General features: G+C 60.0%; 15 protein-coding genes and 1 pseudogene. 6 read left to right on the top strand and 10 right to left on the bottom strand.

What is annotated here, in order from left to right:
* The 4 genes and pseudogenes from IM265_RS00465 to sppA all read right to left on the bottom strand — a co-directional run.
* A pseudogene (locus IM265_RS00465) lies at positions 1-353 on the bottom strand (chitinase); the annotation flags it as partial.
* Positions 354-525: 172 nt separating this feature from the next.
* The gene (gene pncA, locus IM265_RS00460) at positions 526-1167 is read right to left on the bottom strand and encodes a bifunctional nicotinamidase/pyrazinamidase (protein WP_045630119.1); all 642 of its coding nucleotides are present in this window, start codon (positions 1165-1167) and stop codon (positions 526-528) included.
* A 9-nt stretch (positions 1168-1176) separates the two neighbouring features.
* Positions 1177-2193 carry an asparaginase gene (ansA, locus tag IM265_RS00455; protein WP_028012774.1) on the bottom strand — a complete coding sequence of 339 codons (1017 nt, stop codon included), beginning with the start codon at positions 2191-2193 and terminating at the stop codon, positions 1177-1179.
* A 63-nt stretch (positions 2194-2256) separates the two neighbouring features.
* Complete coding sequence (gene sppA / locus IM265_RS00450; protein ID WP_063153844.1) at positions 2257-4113, bottom strand: signal peptide peptidase SppA; 1857 nt, start codon at positions 4111-4113, stop codon at positions 2257-2259.
* A gap of 167 nt (positions 4114-4280) precedes the next feature.
* Here sppA and IM265_RS00445 point away from each other — a divergent pair, with 167 nt between their 5' ends.
* From IM265_RS00445 to IM265_RS00435, 3 genes are all read left to right on the top strand, one after another.
* Positions 4281-4832, top strand: a complete 552-nt coding sequence (locus IM265_RS00445) for an NAD(P)H nitroreductase (protein ID WP_045261605.1) — start codon at positions 4281-4283, stop codon at positions 4830-4832.
* A 116-nt stretch (positions 4833-4948) separates the two neighbouring features.
* Positions 4949-5992: a selenide, water dikinase SelD gene (gene selD / locus IM265_RS00440; protein WP_193031155.1), complete on the top strand. Its 1044-nt coding sequence runs from the start codon at positions 4949-4951 to the stop codon at positions 5990-5992.
* Positions 5993-5996: 4 nt separating this feature from the next.
* Positions 5997-7904, top strand: a complete 1908-nt coding sequence (locus tag IM265_RS00435; protein ID WP_045261603.1) for a DNA topoisomerase III — start codon at positions 5997-5999, stop codon at positions 7902-7904.
* A 59-nt stretch (positions 7905-7963) separates the two neighbouring features.
* On the opposite strand, the gene gdhA is transcribed toward IM265_RS00435, so the two are convergent.
* The gene (gene gdhA / locus IM265_RS00430) at positions 7964-9307 is read right to left on the bottom strand and encodes an NADP-specific glutamate dehydrogenase (protein ID WP_028012779.1); all 1344 of its coding nucleotides are present in this window, start codon (positions 9305-9307) and stop codon (positions 7964-7966) included.
* Positions 9308-9534: 227 nt separating this feature from the next.
* On the opposite strand from gdhA, the gene IM265_RS00425 reads away from it, so the two are divergent.
* Positions 9535-9807, top strand: coding sequence for a YnjH family protein (locus IM265_RS00425; protein WP_028012780.1), 273 nt, complete (start codon positions 9535-9537; stop codon positions 9805-9807).
* Here the strand turns inward: IM265_RS00425 and IM265_RS00420 are convergent.
* Positions 9767-10183 (bottom strand): pyrimidine (deoxy)nucleoside triphosphate diphosphatase, encoded by a 417-nt coding sequence (locus tag IM265_RS00420; protein ID WP_193031157.1) that lies wholly within the window; start codon positions 10181-10183, stop codon positions 9767-9769. The genes IM265_RS00425 and IM265_RS00420 overlap by 41 nt on opposite strands.
* A gap of 75 nt (positions 10184-10258) precedes the next feature.
* Here IM265_RS00420 and IM265_RS00415 point away from each other — a divergent pair, with 75 nt between their 5' ends.
* Together IM265_RS00415 and IM265_RS00410 are read left to right on the top strand one after the other, a co-directional pair.
* Positions 10259-10828, top strand: a complete 570-nt coding sequence (locus IM265_RS00415; protein WP_193031158.1) for a carboxymuconolactone decarboxylase family protein — start codon at positions 10259-10261, stop codon at positions 10826-10828.
* Positions 10821-11438, top strand: coding sequence for a CDP-alcohol phosphatidyltransferase family protein (locus tag IM265_RS00410; RefSeq protein ID WP_193031160.1), 618 nt, complete (start codon positions 10821-10823; stop codon positions 11436-11438). The genes IM265_RS00415 and IM265_RS00410 overlap by 8 nt, the downstream gene beginning before the upstream one ends.
* Here IM265_RS00410 and IM265_RS00405 read toward each other — a convergent pair.
* The 4 genes from IM265_RS00405 to IM265_RS00390 all read right to left on the bottom strand — a co-directional run bounded on the left by IM265_RS00405 (position 11435) and on the right by IM265_RS00390 (position 16098).
* The gene (locus tag IM265_RS00405; RefSeq protein WP_193031162.1) at positions 11435-12742 is read right to left on the bottom strand and encodes a sulfurtransferase; all 1308 of its coding nucleotides are present in this window, start codon (positions 12740-12742) and stop codon (positions 11435-11437) included. The genes IM265_RS00410 and IM265_RS00405 overlap by 4 nt on opposite strands.
* A gap of 73 nt (positions 12743-12815) precedes the next feature.
* A complete protein-coding gene (locus tag IM265_RS00400) occupies positions 12816-13436 on the bottom strand; it encodes an ATP-binding cassette domain-containing protein (RefSeq protein ID WP_193031164.1) in 621 nt (206 codons plus the stop codon).
* On the bottom strand, positions 13436-14965 hold the full coding sequence (locus tag IM265_RS00395) for a thiamine ABC transporter permease (RefSeq protein ID WP_045261597.1): 1530 nt from the start codon (positions 14963-14965) through the stop codon (positions 13436-13438). The genes IM265_RS00400 and IM265_RS00395 overlap by 1 nt, the downstream gene beginning before the upstream one ends.
* Positions 14938-16098, bottom strand: coding sequence for an ABC transporter substrate-binding protein (locus IM265_RS00390; protein ID WP_370551782.1), 1161 nt, complete (start codon positions 16096-16098; stop codon positions 14938-14940). Before IM265_RS00390 ends, IM265_RS00395 begins: the two co-directional genes overlap by 28 nt.
* Positions 16099-16111 lie beyond the last annotated feature (13 nt).

The raw sequence follows: 16111 nt of genomic DNA, 5'->3' as shown, positions 1-16111 counted from the left end.
TATGTCCCCGGACCGTACACAACGGAGAGCAGGACTTTCAGGTTCGGGTTTTGTTTACGCAGGGTCGGGATAAGGGCCAGATCGGACGCTACTTTTGGCGACAGCCAGATTTGATGCAGCTTCGCCGGATCTTTCAGCGCAGGGTTGGTCTCATCTTTCTCGTTGTTATAAACAAGCCCAAACGAGTAGTTCAGGTGGGTGATCTGGCGAACGTCCAGTTTATTGATATCGCCACCCGGTCCGGCGGTGACGTCGCCACCCCCGTTAAAGTAGCCCACGGACATCAGAGGTGCGGCGGAAGCAAGCGACGCGCAAAGCAAGGGTAATGCTGCCAGCAGGGGCAAACGTTTCATACAAGTTCCTCTTTGACTTAATAAAAATAACCACGCCACAGAAAAGGCGTGGCGAAAAAACAGCCTGAAGAGAATAGCATTGTCGCTTCGCTGAGGATGCGAGGGAGTTCACTTTATGGGGATTGGGGAGGGGTTTTGCCGGGTAAGCGTCAGCGCCACCCGGCTTAAAAGGCTACGCCTGCGTTTCCTGCCAGTCTGCCAGCGTATACAGAGTTGCACCTTCGGCGGCCATATCCATAAACGCCTGGGCGCTGTCCTGTGGTTGGATGTTCACCCCACGACAGCCGTCGGTGATGACGCTAACGGTATAACCCAGCTGGAGCGCGTCCAGCACGGTAAACTTCACGCAGTAATCCGTCGCCAGACCCAGCACGATCAGCTCCGTGATTTCATGGTGACGTAACCACGCGTCCAGCGCCGTCTTCTGGCGATGCCCGTTATCGAAAAACGCGCTGTAGCTGTCGATAACCGGGTTTTCACCTTTATGGAACACCGCGTCGATGGCCTTCTGATTCAGGAGCGGGTGCAGCTCCGCTCCTTCGGTCTGCTGTACGCAGTGATCCGGCCAGAAGGTTTGCGCCAGACCGTCGAGTTCACCCTGGGTGAAAGGCTCAACGTTGTGCTGGCTGGCAAAGCTGCCGTGGTTCGCCGGGTGCCAGTCCTGGCTGGCGACAACCGCTTCACCGCGGGCTTTGCACCAGTCAATCAGGGTATTTGCCACGTCAACGGTGCTGTCACCTTCGGCGACGGCCAGCGCGCCGCCCGCGCAGAAATCATTTTGCAAATCGACCAGTAGCAGGGCGCGTTGCTTCATGAGAGCTCCTTATTCGTCCGGGGTCAGCTCGCCACGCAGGTTTTGCATCATTGCGCGGCGAATGGACTGAATGTCCAGATCCTGACTCAGTAAATAGTGAAGTTTAGTCAGTGTCGCCTCAACGGTCATATCGAAGCCGCTGATCACCCCCGCGTGCGCCAGCGCGTTGCCAGTGGCATAACCGCCCATATTGACCTTGCCAGACATGCACTGAGTCAGGTTTACCACCACAATTCCGCGCTCGCTGGCTTCCTGAAGCTCCTTCAGAAATTCGCCGTTCTGCGGAGCGTTGCCGACGCCATAGGAACGGAGGATCAGCGCTTTCACCGGCTGGCGAAGGAAGTTGCGCACCACGTCCGCGGAAATGCCCGGATAAATGGTGACCACGCCAATCGGCTGCGGGGTAATCGGATGCACAATCAGCTCGCCGGCGGTGTTCGGTGCCGGAGGCGTTCCCAGACGACGGATATGAATACCCGCTTCCAGCAGCGGCTGCAGGTTAGGGGAGGCAAAGGCGTCAAAACCGTCGGCATGGGCTTTGGTGGTGCGGTTGCCGCGATACAGGCGATTGTTAAAGAACAGCGACACTTCGTTGATCGGGTAATTCGCCGCCACGTACAGGGAGTTCAGCAGGTTGATCTGCCCGTCCGAGCGCAGCTCCGCCAGCGGTATTTGCGACCCGGTGACGATCACCGGCTTGCTCAGGTTCTCCAGCATGAAGGAGAGCGCCGAAGCGGTGAACGCCATGGTGTCGGTGCCGTGCAGGATCACGAAGCCGTCGTACTGGTCGTAATGGGCTTTGATGTCATCCGCGATGTGCTGCCAGTCTTCCGGCGTCATGTCGGAGGAGTCCATCAGCGGCTCGTATTCGTGGATGGTGAAGTCAGGCATTTCCGGACGGTGGAATTCAGGCATCAGCGCAAGCTGACGCTGCAGATGGCCGGAGACGGGGATATAGCCATTTTCAGAGCGCTGCATACCGATGGTACCGCCAGTGTAGGCTACATAAATCGATTTCTTCTGCATGGTAGTGAGTTCTTGTTCTTCAAAAGAAAAAAATCCCCTCTTCACGGGAAGAGGGGACGGTTTTTAACGGACGTTCGCGCAGGTCAGGCAAAACGCGTAACGACTTTGTGGATCGTTAAAGGCCGCGAGCTTATCGCTTTCCGCCTTCATCGCTTTCGCAGCCGTGGTCACCGGGGCCGGCAGGTACGCCTGCAGCGCCTCCGGCAGCATGGCGCGTACGGAGACGGACATGCTGTCCATCACCATATCGAAGAACGACGGTTCGTCCTGATAATACTCAACGTGCCACTGCTTGAGCTTCGCCAGTTCGGCGGCTTTCTTCACCGCGTCGTCGAAGTCGCCCAGGCTGTCGACCAGACCGTTACTCTTCGCATCCTGTCCGGTCCAGACGTGGCCCTGAGCAATCTGGTCGATCTGTTCCGGCGTCTTCTTACGCGAGTCGGCAACCAGCGTGATAAAGCGCTTATAGCCGTTCTCAATGCTCAGCTGCATCATCTCTGAAACTTCCGGCGGCAGAGATTTGGTCATCGACACATCCGCCAGCGGCGACGTGGAAACGCCATCGGTATGCACACCCAGATAATCCAGGCTGTTTTCCACGGTGTTAATCACCCCGAAGATGCCAATCGAGCCGGTCAGCGTGCTTGGGTTCGCCACAATATAGTTGGCAGGCGTGGAGATCCAGTACCCGCCAGACGCGGCCATGCCGCCCATGGATACGACGACCGGCTTGCCAGCGGCACGCGCTGCGGCCAGCTCGGCGCGGATCACTTCGGAAGCGCTAACGCTGCCGCCAGGGCTGTTCACCCGCAGGACAATCGCTTTCACTTTCGGGTCAAGGCGTGCATCGCGGATTTGCGACGCGGTAGTATCACCGCCGACGTTCCCAGGGGTTTCCTGACCGTCCATGATAGCGCCGTTAGCAAACACCACGGCTACGCTGTCGCCGCTGTCGTCCGGCTTTTTCGCAGCATAGTCATACATGCTGATGGCGCTGTAGTTTTTGTCCTCTTTGCTCCAGCCAAACTGTTTGGTCAGGGCTTTTTCGATATCTGCACTGGTGCCCAGCGCGTCAACCAGCTTGTTGTCGAGGGCATATTTCGCGGTATCACCGTCGACCTTGCGCAGTCCATCCAGCACGCCGCGAGCGCCAGGGAACACCTGCTCAGCGGTAATTTGACGGTTAGCGGCAACGGTACCCAGATAGTTCTGCCACAGCTCGCCAATCCAGCGGCTGTCCGCTTCACGGGCGGCAGGGGACATATCGTCGCGGATAAACGGCTCCACGGCAGATTTATAGGTGCCGACGCGGAAGACGTGGGTGGTGACCTTCAGCTTGTCGAGCAGCGATTTGTAGTACAGGCCGTTGGTGGCAAAACCGTGCAGATCGACCGTACCCTGCGGCGAAAGCCAGATCTTATTGGCGAAGCTTGCCAGATAATATTGCCCCTGGCTGTAGCTGTCGCCCACGGCAATCACCGGCTTGCCGCTGTCGCGGAACTCGCGCAGCGCTTTACCGATGTACTGCATAGAAGGCTGGTCGCCGCCGGCAAAATCTTTCAGATCCAGCACGATCCCGGTGATGTTTCGGTCGTCTTTGGCCTGACGGATAGTATCGACGATATCGAACAGGGAGTTCTCCTGCAGGCGGTCTGACGTCGCGCCAAACAGCTGGCGGCCGATCACCCCCAGACGGTTGCTGGTGGACGGTTTATCAACGATCACGCCGGTGATATCGAGTAACAGGGCCCCACGAGTCGAATGCTGCGCCTGATTCGCGTTGCTGATATGCATCCAGATGCCCGCGCAAACCAGAACCAGAAGGATGAAGAAGATGTTCATCACCAGGTTGCGGACGAAGTTGAGCAGTCGCCACGTCCATTTAAAGAAACCGGCAAAGATTCGCCAAAGGGTTCGCATGTATTCTCCCTAACCAGAAAATGACTGTTTCCGTCGCCACTGGACGGTAATGTTGGGTTATCGTAATGACCCAACCGCCACTTGTCAGCAGGAATCGCCTGCCAGGCTGTAACAAAATCTGCCGTCGTGTTAATTTTGTGAGTAAATTTCAAGAAAGGAGTTAACCAATGGATGCACTCGAACTGCTTGTTAACCGTCGTAGCGCGTCACGTCTGGCCGAACCCGCCCCTGCGGGCGAGCAGCTGGAAAACATTCTGCGTGCCGGTATGCGTGCGCCGGATCATGGCACGCTGCAGCCGTGGCACTTCTTTGTGATTGAAGGCGAAGGCCGCGATCGCTTCAGTCAGCTGCTGGAGCAGGGGGCAGTTGCCGCCGGGCAGGATGAGAAAGGTATCGATAAGGCGCGTAACGCGCCGTTCCGCGCCCCGATGATTATCGCTGTCGTGGCGAAATGCCAGGCCGACCATAAGGTGCCGGTCTGGGAGCAGGAAATGTCTGCCGGCTGTGCGGTGATGGCGATGCAGATGGCCGCCGTTGCGCAGGGCTTTAACGGTATCTGGCGCACCGGGCCGCTGACCGAGAGCGCCGCAGTGCGGGCAGGATTCTCCTGCGGTGAGCACGACAAAATTGTCGGTTTCCTTTACCTCGGCACCCCGCAGCTTAAAGCCTCCAGCACCATTAGCGTGCCGGACACCACGCCTTTCGTCAGCCGTTTTTAATTACACGCGCTAAACTGTCTGGATTCTGAGCATCCGCCGCAGAATTCAGACAGTCATACTTACCTCTTTATGGAATGAGCGCTACCATAGCGCGATTGAGATGACAGGAGACGTCCATGAGCGAGCAAACCATTCGTTTAACGCAGTACAGCCACGGAGCCGGTTGCGGTTGTAAAATTTCCCCGAAAGTGCTGGAGACCATTCTGCACAGTGAACAGGCGAAGTTTGTCGACCCGAACCTGCTTGTCGGCAACGAAACGCGTGACGATGCGGCGGTTTATGACTTAGGTAACGGCACCAGCATTATCAGCACCACTGACTTCTTTATGCCGATTGTTGATAACCCGTTCGACTTCGGGCGCATCGCGGCCACCAATGCCATCAGCGATATCTTCGCCATGGGCGGTAAGCCGATCATGGCCATCGCCATTCTGGGCTGGCCGATCAACACCATTCCACCGGAAATCGCCCGCGAGGTGATTGATGGCGGGCGTTTCGCCTGCCAGCAGGCGGGGATTGCGCTGGCCGGCGGCCACTCGATTGATGCGCCAGAGCCGATCTTCGGCCTGGCCGTTACCGGCGTGGTGCCGACCGAGCGCGTGAAGCGCAACAGCACCGCGCAGGCGGGCTGCAAGCTGTTCCTCACTAAGCCGCTGGGCATTGGTGTGCTCACCACCGCTGAGAAAAAATCCCTGCTCAAACCGGAGCACAAAGGTCTGGCGACGGAAGTCATGTGCCAGATGAACCTCGCCGGCGCGGCGTTCGCCAATATCGACGGCGTAAAGGCGATGACCGACGTCACCGGTTTTGGCCTGCTGGGGCACCTCTCTGAAGTCTGTCAGGGGGCGGGCGTGCAGGCGCAGGTCTGGTATCAGTACGTGCCGAAGCTGCCTGGCGTGGAAGAGTACATTGCCCAGGGCGCGGTTCCGGGCGGTACCCAGCGCAACTTCGCCAGCTACGGTCACCTGATGGGCGAAATGCCTGAGGCGTGGCGCAACCTGCTGTGCGATCCGCAAACCTCCGGCGGCCTGCTGCTGGCGGTGACGCCGGAATCCGAAGCCGAGGTTCAGGCAACCGCCGCCGAGTTTGGCATCACCCTGACGGCGATCGGCGAACTGGTGACCGCCCGCGGCGGCCGACCGATGATTGAGATCCGTTAATTCGATGCGGTTGTTTATTGCCGAAAAGCCGAGCCTGGCCCGTGCCATCGCCGACGTGCTGCCTAAACCGCATCGCAAAGGCGACGGCTTTATCGAATGCGGTAACGGGCAGGTGGTCACCTGGTGTATCGGCCACCTGCTTGAACAGGCGCAGCCGGACGTCTACGACAGCCGCTACGCCCGCTGGAACCTCAACGATCTGCCCATCGTGCCGGAAAAGTGGCGTCTTCAGCCTCGTCCGTCCGTCACCAAACAGCTCAACGTTATTAAGCGCTTCCTGCATGAGGCGACGGAAGTGGTCCACGCAGGTGACCCGGACAGAGAAGGGCAGTTGCTGGTGGACGAAGTGCTGGACTATCTTGAGCTGGCGCCGGAAAAGCGCCAGCAGGTGCAGCGCTGCCTGATCAACGATCTCAACCCGCAGGCCGTTGAGCGGGCGATCTCGCGCCTGCGTTCCAACAGCGAGTTTATTCCGCTGTGCGTCTCTGCTTTAGCGCGCGCCCGAGCGGACTGGCTGTACGGCATCAACATGACCCGCGCCTACACCATCCTCGGGCGCAACGCGGGCTATCAGGGCGTACTCTCCGTGGGCCGCGTGCAGACGCCAGTGCTGGGGCTGGTGGTGCGTCGCGACGAAGAGATCGAGAACTTCGTCGCCAAAGATTTCTTTGAAGTGAAAGCGCATATCGTCACGCCTAAAGACGAGCGCTTTACCGCCGTCTGGCAGCCGAGCGACGCTTGCGAGTCGTACCAGGATGAAGAGGGGCGTTTGCTGCATCGTCCGCTGGCGGAGCATGTGGTTAACCGTATTACCGGCCAGCCGGCCATCGTTACCAGCTATAACGATAAACGGGAATCAGAACCCGCGCCGCTGCCGTTCTCCCTTTCTGCTCTGCAGATTGAGGCCGCGAAGCGCTTTGGCCTCAGCGCGCAGAACGTGCTGGATATCTGCCAGAAACTCTACGAAACCCATAAGCTCATCACCTATCCACGTTCGGACAGCCGCTATCTGCCGGAAGAGCACTTTGCCGGACGCCATTCTGTGATGAATGCCATCGGCGTCCACGCGCCGGATCTGCTCCCGCAGTCCGTCGTTAACCCGGACACCCATAACCGCTGCTGGGACGACAAAAAGGTCGATGCCCACCACGCGATTATCCCGACGGCGCGCGCCAGCAGCGTCAATCTGACCGACAACGAAGCGAAGGTCTATAACCTGATCGCCCGTCAGTACCTGATGCAGTTCTGCCCGGACGCGGTGTTCCGCAAGTGCGTCATCGAGCTGGAAATTGCCAAAGGCAAGTTTATCGCTAAAGCGCGTTTCCTCGCGGAAGCGGGCTGGCGCACGCTCCTCGGCAACAAAGAGCGCGATGAGGAGAACGACGGCACGCCGCTGCCGGTGGTCGCTAAAGATGACGAACTGCTGTGCGAGAAGGGTGAAGTGGTTGAACGTCAGACCCAGCCGCCGCGCCACTTCACCGATGCAACGCTGCTGTCGGCCATGACCGGGATCGCCCGCTTTGTGCAGGATAAAGATCTGAAGAAGATCCTGCGCGCCACCGATGGACTGGGTACGGAAGCAACCCGCGCGGGGATCATCGAGCTGCTCTTTAAGCGAGGTTTTCTTGAGAAAAAGGGGCGCTACATCCACTCAACGGAACCGGGCCGGGCGCTCATACACTCCCTGCCGGAGCTGGCCGCAAGGCCGGACATGACCGCGCACTGGGAATCCGTACTGACGCAAATCAGCGAAAAGCAGTGCCGCTATCAGGACTTTATGCAGCCGCTGGTGGGGACGCTTTACCAGCTGATCGATCAGGCGCGCAGCACGCCGGTGAAGCGGTTCAGAGGCATGGTTGCACCCGGTGGTGGCGCGAAGAAACCGTTCAAAAAGAAAAAGAGCGCGGCCTGATACGCCCGGTTTTCTCCCTCTCCCCGTGGGAGAGGGCACCCGGCCGCATGATATAAACCTTAAATCACACCCTGCCCAATCATCGCATCCGCCACCTTCACGAACCCGGCGATATTCGCCCCGCGCACGTAGTTGGTTTGCGATGCCTCGCCGCCGTACTCGACGCAGGCATGGTGAATATCCAGCATGATGTGGTGCAAACGGGCATCCACTTTCTCCGCCTTCCAGCCGAGCCGCGCCGCGTTTTGCGCCATCTCCAGGCCAGAGGTCGCCACGCCGCCCGCGTTCGCCGCCTTGCCTGGCGCAAACAGCACGCCCGCCTCCAGGAACAGATCCGTTGCCTCGATAGTGGTCGGCATATTCGCCCCTTCCGCTACCGCCTTCACGCCGTTGCTAATTAGCGTGCGCGCGGCGTCCGCGTCCAGTTCGTTTTGCGTGGCGCACGGCAGGGCGATATCCACCGGTACGCCCCACGGCTGTTTGCCTTCCAGATACGTCAGGCCAAACTCCGCGGCATAATCGGCAAGCCGGCCATCGCGGCTGGCTTTGATTTCGCACAGGCGCGCCAGTTTCTCCGCCGTAAAGCCCGCTTCGTCCACTACCGTGCCTTTAGAGTCGGAGGCCGTCACCACGCGGGCACCAAACTGCATCGCTTTTTCGATAGCGTACTGCGCCACGTTACCGGAGCCGGAGACCGCCACGCGCATCCCCTCGAAACCTAAGCCGTGACGCTTGAGCATTGCCTCGGTGAAGTAAACCAGGCCGTAGCCGGTCGCCTCCGGGCGGATCAGGCTGCCGCCAAACGATAACCCTTTGCCGGTAAAGACGCAGGCGCTGTTGTTGGAGAGTTTTTTCATCATCCCGGCCATAAAGCCCACTTCGCGGGCCCCCACGCCGATATCCCCCGCCGGTACGTCGGTGTCCGGGCCGAGGTGGCGGTAGAGCTCGGTCATTAGCGCCTGACAGAAACGCATCACTTCGCCTTCGCTTTTGCCTTTCGGGTCGAAATCGCTCCCGCCTTTACCTCCGCCCATTGGCAGGGTGGTGAGTGCGTTTTTAAACGTCTGCTCAAAGCCAAGGAATTTCAGAATCGACAGGTTCACGGAAGGGTGGAAGCGCATGCCGCCCTTAAACGGACCGATGGCGGAGTTAAACTGCACGCGCCAGGCGCGGTTGACCTGTACCTGGTTGCGGTCATCCACCCAGGTCACGCGGAACTGGATCACACGCTCTGGTTCAACCAGACGTTCCAGCAGCGACAGTTGACGATAGCGCGGGTTTTCTTCAAGGAACGGCCAGAGGGTAGTCATTACTTCACGAACGGCCTGAGCAAATTCGCTTTGGTGCGGGTCGCGCTGCTGAACATAGGCAAGGAAACTTTCCAGAGAGCGTGTCTGATCCATATGTATAAGAGCCTCTTATAGTCATTAATGTATGTTGCTTATGCGATTTGTGTTGTTTTTTTGACTATACCACCCGTACCGCTTTGTGAAGCAAGCAGAAATGTGGACCGAAAGGGAAATTAATGACCCGGGCCGCGTCATAACAAAAAGCGATGGCGCGCTAAATTAAAGATTCTGCCCGATTTACCGTTATAGTCATTATCAGGACACAACAGGAAGAGAAGTCTATGAACCGTTACGTGATGGCCGCGTTATCATTGATGTTGACCGCAGGCGCGCAGGCTGACCGCATTCGCCCGGATGTAGAAGTGAACGTGCCGCCGGAGGTGTTTAGCTCCAGTGGCCAGCGCGCGCAGCCGTGTAACCAGTGCTGTATCTACCAGGATCAAAACTATTCTGAAGGGGCCGTCGTGAAGGCGGATGGCGTGCTGCTGCAGTGCCAGCGCGATGAACGTACCATCAGCACGAATCCGCTGGTCTGGCGTCGCGTAAAAGAATAAACGCCTCCAGCAGCGGAATATCCGCCGGAGCTAACTCATAACTGAAAGCCTCTTCCGGCGTACACCACGCCAACGCGCTGTGGTAGTGCGCCGTTAACTCTCCGCTGAAGCGGGTTACGTGCCAGGCGTGCAGGTTGATTAAGCGCTGTGATACCTCGCGCTGATGGCTCGCCACGTACTGCTCAGGCTGTGCCTCGATACCCAGCTCTTCACGCAGCTCGCGGATAAGCGCCTCAGGCTGGGTTTCTCCGGCCTCCACTTTGCCGCCAGCGAACTCCCACATTCCCGGCTGGTCGGCGTGAGCAGGGCGCTGTGCCAGTAAAATTTTGTCGTCTTTTTCGATGATGGCCGCAACGACATCGACTGTTTTTAGCATGGTCGTCAATACTTGATAGCGAAAAACGCCATATTATCGTGCCCTTTCAAAGAGTCCAGCCATCAGGAGAATCAGGTGAAAGAGACGTCCACCTGGGTAGAGCCCATCCCAACCCTTCCGGCGAGCGTAAAACCCATTGCCGCCATGCAGCAAAAACACTTCGGCGCCGTGCTGAACCCCACGCGCTGGTGGGGACGCATGCCGCGTCTGTTCTGGCTGGTCGCTTTGTTTGTGGGGTTTCTGGAGCGCAGAAAAGCGCGCCTGACGCCAGTGCTGCGCTCGCTGCTTATGACGCGCGTATCGCAGCTGTGCCACTGTGCGTTCTGTATTGACGCCAACAGCCTGCGTCTGGCCGAGCGCTGCGGCGCGCTGGATAAAGTCCAGGCCGTAAGCGGCTGGGCTGATTCTGACGTGTTCAGTGAACAGGAACGCGCGGCGCTGGCCTATGCGGAGGCGGTGACCGCCACGCCGCCCCGGGTGGATGAAGCAATCAAAACGGCGATGCAACGCCACTTTACGGATGATGCCATCACTGAAATGACGGCGCTCATTGCCTTTCAGAATCTCTCGGCCCGGTTTAATGCCGCGCTGGATATACCGGCACAGGGGCTGTGCGCCACGTTTAAAGGGAAGCCTGATGCTTGACCGTCACCTGCACCCGCGGGTAAAGCCCGCTCTGGACCGTCTGGTATCCGTGCTGGATAAGCCGGGCGTTACGCCCGACGGATTAACGCTTGCCGGGTTTGCCATCGGCCTGCTGGCGTTGCCGTTTCTGGCCCTCGGCTGGTATTCGGCGGCGCTGGCCGCCATCGTCCTGAACCGCCTGCTGGATGGTCTGGACGGCGCGCTGGCGCGTCGGAGAGGGCTGACGGATGCGGGAGGGTTTCTCGATATCGCCCTCGATTTTCTGTTCTATGCGCTGGTGCCGTTTGGCTTTGCGCTGGCTGCACCCGTAGAGAATGCGCTGGCGGCGGCCTGGCTGTTGTTTGCGTTTATCGGCACCGGCAGCAGTTTTCTCGCCTTTGCCGCGCTGGCGGCGAAGCACGAGATCGACAACCCCGGCTATGCGCATAAGTCGTTTTACTATATCGGCGGGTTAACGGAAGGGACGGAGACCATCGCGCTGTTCGTGCTGTGCTGCCTGTTTCCGGCACAGTTTACGCTGTTCGCGTGGATAATCGGCGCGCTGTGCTGGTTGACCACCACAACGCGCATCTGGAGCGGCTACGTGACGCTGAAGTCACTCACCCGTTAGAGAGCACTCTCTGGTCCGCGCTCTCCGGCGGTGACCGGGTTCTGCGGGTGGCTGCTCCATTCGTACCAGCCGCCGTCATAGACGGCGATATTTTTCCAGCCCATCGCCCGGGCGTACATAAAGGTTTCGGACGCCCGCCAGCCGGTGCCGCAGTAAAACGCGACCTGCTGTTCCGGCAGAATATTCCAGCGCTTCCACTGGGCGGCGATGTCGTCAGCGCTGCGCATGGTGCCATCCGGGTTATGGAAATCCTCCATGTGGGTGGCATCGCTGCCCGCGTGACCCCAGCGGGCACCGGCAATTTCACCTTTTGGCTTGATGTAGCTGTAGCCGCTGGTTTCGCCGATAAACTCCGGCCACGAACGAATGCTGACCAGGGAGGCATCCTGACGGTGCAGCATGCCGCGCGCCTGTTCCATATCCACCATCAGCTGAGGCTGGCCGGGGATCGGCGCGCCAAAATCAGGGGCAGGAGCCACTTTGCCGGGCGTACCGCGCTCAACCGGCAGACCGGCATCTGACCACACCTTCCAGCCGCCATCGAGAAGGCGCACATCCTTCACGCCCGCGTAGAGCATGATCTGCGCCACGCGCGCGGCGGCGTAAACGTCGCGCCCGTACAGAATGACGGTGGTATCGTGACGGATCCCGTGCTTTGCCAGCATTGCTTTCAGCCTGTCGTCGGAGACTTTGTTCCACAGCGGCTCGCTTTCCACCTCGTTGGTGTCAATGTAGCCCGCGCCGGGAATGTGGTTAAGCAGGTAAAACTTCGGTGCGCCCCAGGCCGCCTCTATGACTTTCCATTCGCCCGCCGGCGCGGCGGTCACCGGTTTGCCCTGCTGAAGCCGGTGGATCCACTGCGGGTAAACCAGCTGTTCAAAGTGGGGCAGGCGCTGCAGGCGGTCGGGCGTCTGCAGAGCATCGCTGAGAAGCGAAACGTGGCGGTAACCAGCTTTCTCCAGACGGGCTTTCACCGCCTGGTTATCGTTCTCGTCGCCATACAGCGCGATGGACGTCGCAGGGGTAAGCTGATGCTGTTTTGCCCAAAGTGCAATCTGCTCGTCGCTCATGGCGCTAAGCCAGGCGGCTGCCAGGTTGAGCGCAGCGGGTTCGTGCCCGGAAGGACCGCTGAGGGTCTGCGGCCAGCCGTTATAGAAGGCGCTGGGGCGGGTGTCGATTGCCGCGCCGTGCTGCGCCTGAAGCTGAGACAGCGTCATTGCGTTGGCCATATCAGCAGCCTGAGAGGAAAAAGAGGCGAGGCCGCAGATCAGGGCCAGCGCGGTCAGTTGAGAAACACGTTTCATCGAATAACCTGACGTCAGTAAAAGAGGGGGGCATTGTCGTCTCTCCCGAAACGGAAAACATTGCGTTAGCACATTATTGCCAGCGAGAAATCTCCATCACCTCGCCGTCGGGCGGAATATCGTCCTCGTCATGGGTGACCAGCACCACCGGAATATTGCGCGCGCGGACGGCGTCAAATACCCATGCCCGGAACGTCGTGCGTAACGCTTTATCAAGGCGGCTGAACGGTTCGTCCAGCAGCAGCGCCTGCGGCTCTGCGAGCAGGGCGCGCAGCAGGCTCACCCGGGCGCGCTCTCCGCCGGAAAGGGTGGCCGGATCGCTGGCGTAATGACCGCCAAGCCCGGCGGAATCCAGCGCCTGTTCGACCACTTCCCGCCGTGCGCGTCCCGCGATCCGCTCAGGCAAGGCCAGCAGCAAGTTTTGCCCAACGCTGAAAGGGTCGAACAGCAGCGCGTCCTGAAAAAGAATCCCCAGACCGCGGGATTCGACGGGCAAACCGTCGCAGCGGCGTTCGCCGATCCACAGTTCGCCCCGCGCCTGAAAATCCTCTGACAGCGCGCCGACCATCCAGGCAAAGAGGGTCGATTTGCCGCTGCCGGACGGCCCCATCAGGGTGACAATCTCCCCGCGGGGTACGCAAAAATTGACCTCGCGGAAAAGCGGTTCGATGGTGAGATCGTTGACCTTGAGCATTAACGTAATCCTTGACGGTAGCGGCCCGCGAGCCGGGATAACAGCGCAGCAAGACCGAATACGACGCCCGTGACCAGCAGTAATCCCAGGGCACGGTTAGCGAGAACCGGGATGCTGCCTCCGCTGCTGAGCGCGACGGTCTCGGTGGTCAGCGTGGCGAAACGCCCCGCGCCCAGCCACAGGGTCGGCATATATTGGGCCATGCTGACGGAAAAGCCGGTGGCAAAGGCCAGCAGCGCAGGACGCACCAGCAGGGGACATTTCAGCAGGCAGAAAATTTTTGCCCGCCGCCAGCCGAGCGTTCTGGCGGTAAGGATAAGCCGGGGATCGATCCGCCGCCAGGCGGGCTGCAGCACCAGCAGCATCCACGGTAGCACCCACAGCAGATGGCTCCAGAGGACGGCGATAAAGCCTCCGTCGAGACCCAGATGCAAAGCAATCGCGTATTGCCCGGTGACGAGCGGCAGTGCCGGAAGGGCGAGCGGTAGCCACACCCACGCCGCGCCGCGCTGCGGCCCCCATTCCAGCCAGAGAAAAATGACGATCAGGGCGATAAGGCTCGAAAGCAGACCGAAAGAGAGGCTGGTTCCCACTGGACCTACGTCGTCCCGCTGCGCCAGCATCAACAGCACGGCGGCGCAAAGGAGGCCGCATGCGGGCAAAAAGCCGCTGAATGCGCGTTCAGGCAGGACGAGATGCAACCTGCGGCGCGTCCCGCTCAGGTCCGGAATCGCGCGACGCCAGACCTTCCACAGGCCGTACCCCAGCGCGGCAAGCGCGGCCAGCAAAAGAAGGAGCACCAGGCACAGCAGCGTTCCTTTCACCTGCTGCTGCGCGTCGCCCTGGCTCAGCCACTGCCAGGCCAGCACGGCCAGCGTGGGCGGGTTGCCGGGCCCGAGAACGATCGCTACGTCCACAACCGACAGCGACCACGCCAGCACCGCCAGCATCACCGCCCCGAGGACGGGCGCGATCGCCGGAAGGATCAGCCAGCTGAGCGTCTGAAAACGCCCGTAGCCAAAGGTTTGCAGGACGATCTTCTGCTGCGCGAGCCCTTTTTCCGGCAGCACGGCGTAAATGGCCCACAGCACGAATGCGCTCTCTTTGACCGCGAGCGTCAGGCCCAGCCCTACGCCGTAGCGGTCAAACGGCGGCGAACAGACGGTACAAACCTGATAAAACAGTCCGCCCTCGGCAAACAGCAGTAGCGCGCTGGTGGCGAAGGCCACGTGGGGGATCGCCAGCAGCCACGGCAGGCGCGTGCTGAGGCGCCGCCAGCGGGTGCCGGGCCAGAAAAGAGCCACGAGGGAAAGGGCGATAAACAACGCCCCCAGCGTAGCGATAAGCGTTGAGACCAGCGTAGCAACGGCTGCCTGCGGCAGCTGAGGATCGTTTAGCAGCCGCTGCCAGTTCGTCACGGAAAAGGCCGGCGCGAACAGCACGGTGCCAGCGGGCAGGATCGGCAGATAAATCACCGTCATCGCCAGCCAGACAAGCCAGCCTAACGGGTGCCGTAACGACGCAGCCATTCCTGCTCCAGCGCGTTCACCCACGCGGACTGCGGCTCCGGGAGCACCTTCGGCAGCCCCTGAGGCGTGTGGGCCTGCAGCTGTTTCGCTTCACCTTCGGGCAGCGTTTTCGCATCCAGCACGCTCGGATCCCCCCAAATGGCCGGGTCGGCCTTGCGGATCTGCGCCTGCGGCGACAGCAGGAAATTGGCGACCATTTTCGCCCCCGCGCTCGCGCTGGCATTAGCCGGAATAGCGACAAAATGCACGTTGCCGAGCATCCCGTCCTGAAAACCAAAGCTGTAGCTGTCGGCAGGCAGTTCGCCGCTCGCCACTTTTTGCTGCGCATGCGCCGGGTTAAAGGTCAGCGACAGGTTCAGACTTCCGCTGGCAAGCAGGGCATCCATCCGGGCGGGTGAGGGAGGGAAGTCTTTTCCTTCACGCCACAGCAGCGGGTGCAGTTTATCGAGGTAGGCCCAGAGCGGCGCCGTAACCTGGGCAAACGTATCATCAGGCGCTTTTTGTAACGCCTCGGGATGCGCCGTAAGCGTCAGCAGCAGCTGCTCAAGAAAGGCCGTGCCGGTAAAATCCGGTGTGCGAGGATAGCTCACCTTGCCCGGGTGCTGCTGCGCGTACGCCAGCAGCGCCTGCGGATCCTCCGGCGGCATTGGCATGCTGGCTTTGCGGGCAATAAAAGTCAGCTGCGCGCCGCCCCACGGCGATTCCGCCCCGTCGGTTGGAATCGCAAAATCTTCCGTAACGGGTTTACGGGTATCGACATAGCGCCAGTTGGGCAGACTCTGCGCCCACCCGGTTTGCAGCAGGTTCGCCTCTTTTAGCGTGCGGAAGTTCTCGCCGTTCACCCACAGGAGGTCGACCGAGCCGTTGGTCTTACGCCCTGCGGCGGCTTCTGTCTGAATACGTTTGACCGCATCGGCGGCATCCGCCAGCGGGACGATTTTTAGGGTGATGGCATAGTGCGTTTGCATCTCACCGCTGACCCACTCAAGGTAGCGGTTAACCGCCGGATCGCCGCCCCAGGCGTTAAACCAGACGGTCTGGCCTTTGGCCTGCTGTTGAATAGCTTGCCAGCCGTCGGCGGCATAGAGGGGGGCTGCCAGCAGCAGACCGGTCAGAAACGTGCAAAAACGCACACGGCGCATAATG

Origin of the sequence: Enterobacter cloacae complex sp. P17RS, from assembly GCF_014895885.1 — a bacterium.
Lineage (GTDB): Bacteria > Pseudomonadota > Gammaproteobacteria > Enterobacterales > Enterobacteriaceae > Enterobacter > Enterobacter bugandensis.
This window is presented reverse-complemented; position numbering and strand designations above follow the sequence as displayed.

What these genes read in the sequence shown, in the direction of transcription:
- IM265_RS00410 (WP_193031160.1), top strand. Translation starts at nt 10,821, where the DNA reads ATGCTTGACCGTCACCTGCACCCGCGGGTAAAGCCCGCTCTGGACCGT.
- ansA (WP_028012774.1), bottom strand. Translation starts at nt 2,193, where the DNA reads ATGCAGAAGAAATCGATTTATGTAGCCTACACTGGCGGTACCATCGGT.
- selD (WP_193031155.1), top strand. Translation starts at nt 4,949, where the DNA reads ATGAGCGAGCAAACCATTCGTTTAACGCAGTACAGCCACGGAGCCGGT.
- IM265_RS00425 (WP_028012780.1), top strand. Translation starts at nt 9,535, where the DNA reads ATGAACCGTTACGTGATGGCCGCGTTATCATTGATGTTGACCGCAGGC.
- IM265_RS00395 (WP_045261597.1), bottom strand. Translation starts at nt 14,965, where the DNA reads ATGGCTGCGTCGTTACGGCACCCGTTAGGCTGGCTTGTCTGGCTGGCG.
- gdhA (WP_028012779.1), bottom strand. Translation starts at nt 9,307, where the DNA reads ATGGATCAGACACGCTCTCTGGAAAGTTTCCTTGCCTATGTTCAGCAG.
- sppA (WP_063153844.1), bottom strand. Translation starts at nt 4,113, where the DNA reads ATGCGAACCCTTTGGCGAATCTTTGCCGGTTTCTTTAAATGGACGTGG.
- pncA (WP_045630119.1), bottom strand. Translation starts at nt 1,167, where the DNA reads ATGAAGCAACGCGCCCTGCTACTGGTCGATTTGCAAAATGATTTCTGC.
- IM265_RS00400 (WP_193031164.1), bottom strand. Translation starts at nt 13,436, where the DNA reads ATGCTCAAGGTCAACGATCTCACCATCGAACCGCTTTTCCGCGAGGTC.
- IM265_RS00420 (WP_193031157.1), bottom strand. Translation starts at nt 10,183, where the DNA reads ATGCTAAAAACAGTCGATGTCGTTGCGGCCATCATCGAAAAAGACGAC.
- IM265_RS00405 (WP_193031162.1), bottom strand. Translation starts at nt 12,742, where the DNA reads ATGAAACGTGTTTCTCAACTGACCGCGCTGGCCCTGATCTGCGGCCTC.
- IM265_RS00435 (WP_045261603.1), top strand. Translation starts at nt 5,997, where the DNA reads ATGCGGTTGTTTATTGCCGAAAAGCCGAGCCTGGCCCGTGCCATCGCC.
- IM265_RS00445 (WP_045261605.1), top strand. Translation starts at nt 4,281, where the DNA reads ATGGATGCACTCGAACTGCTTGTTAACCGTCGTAGCGCGTCACGTCTG.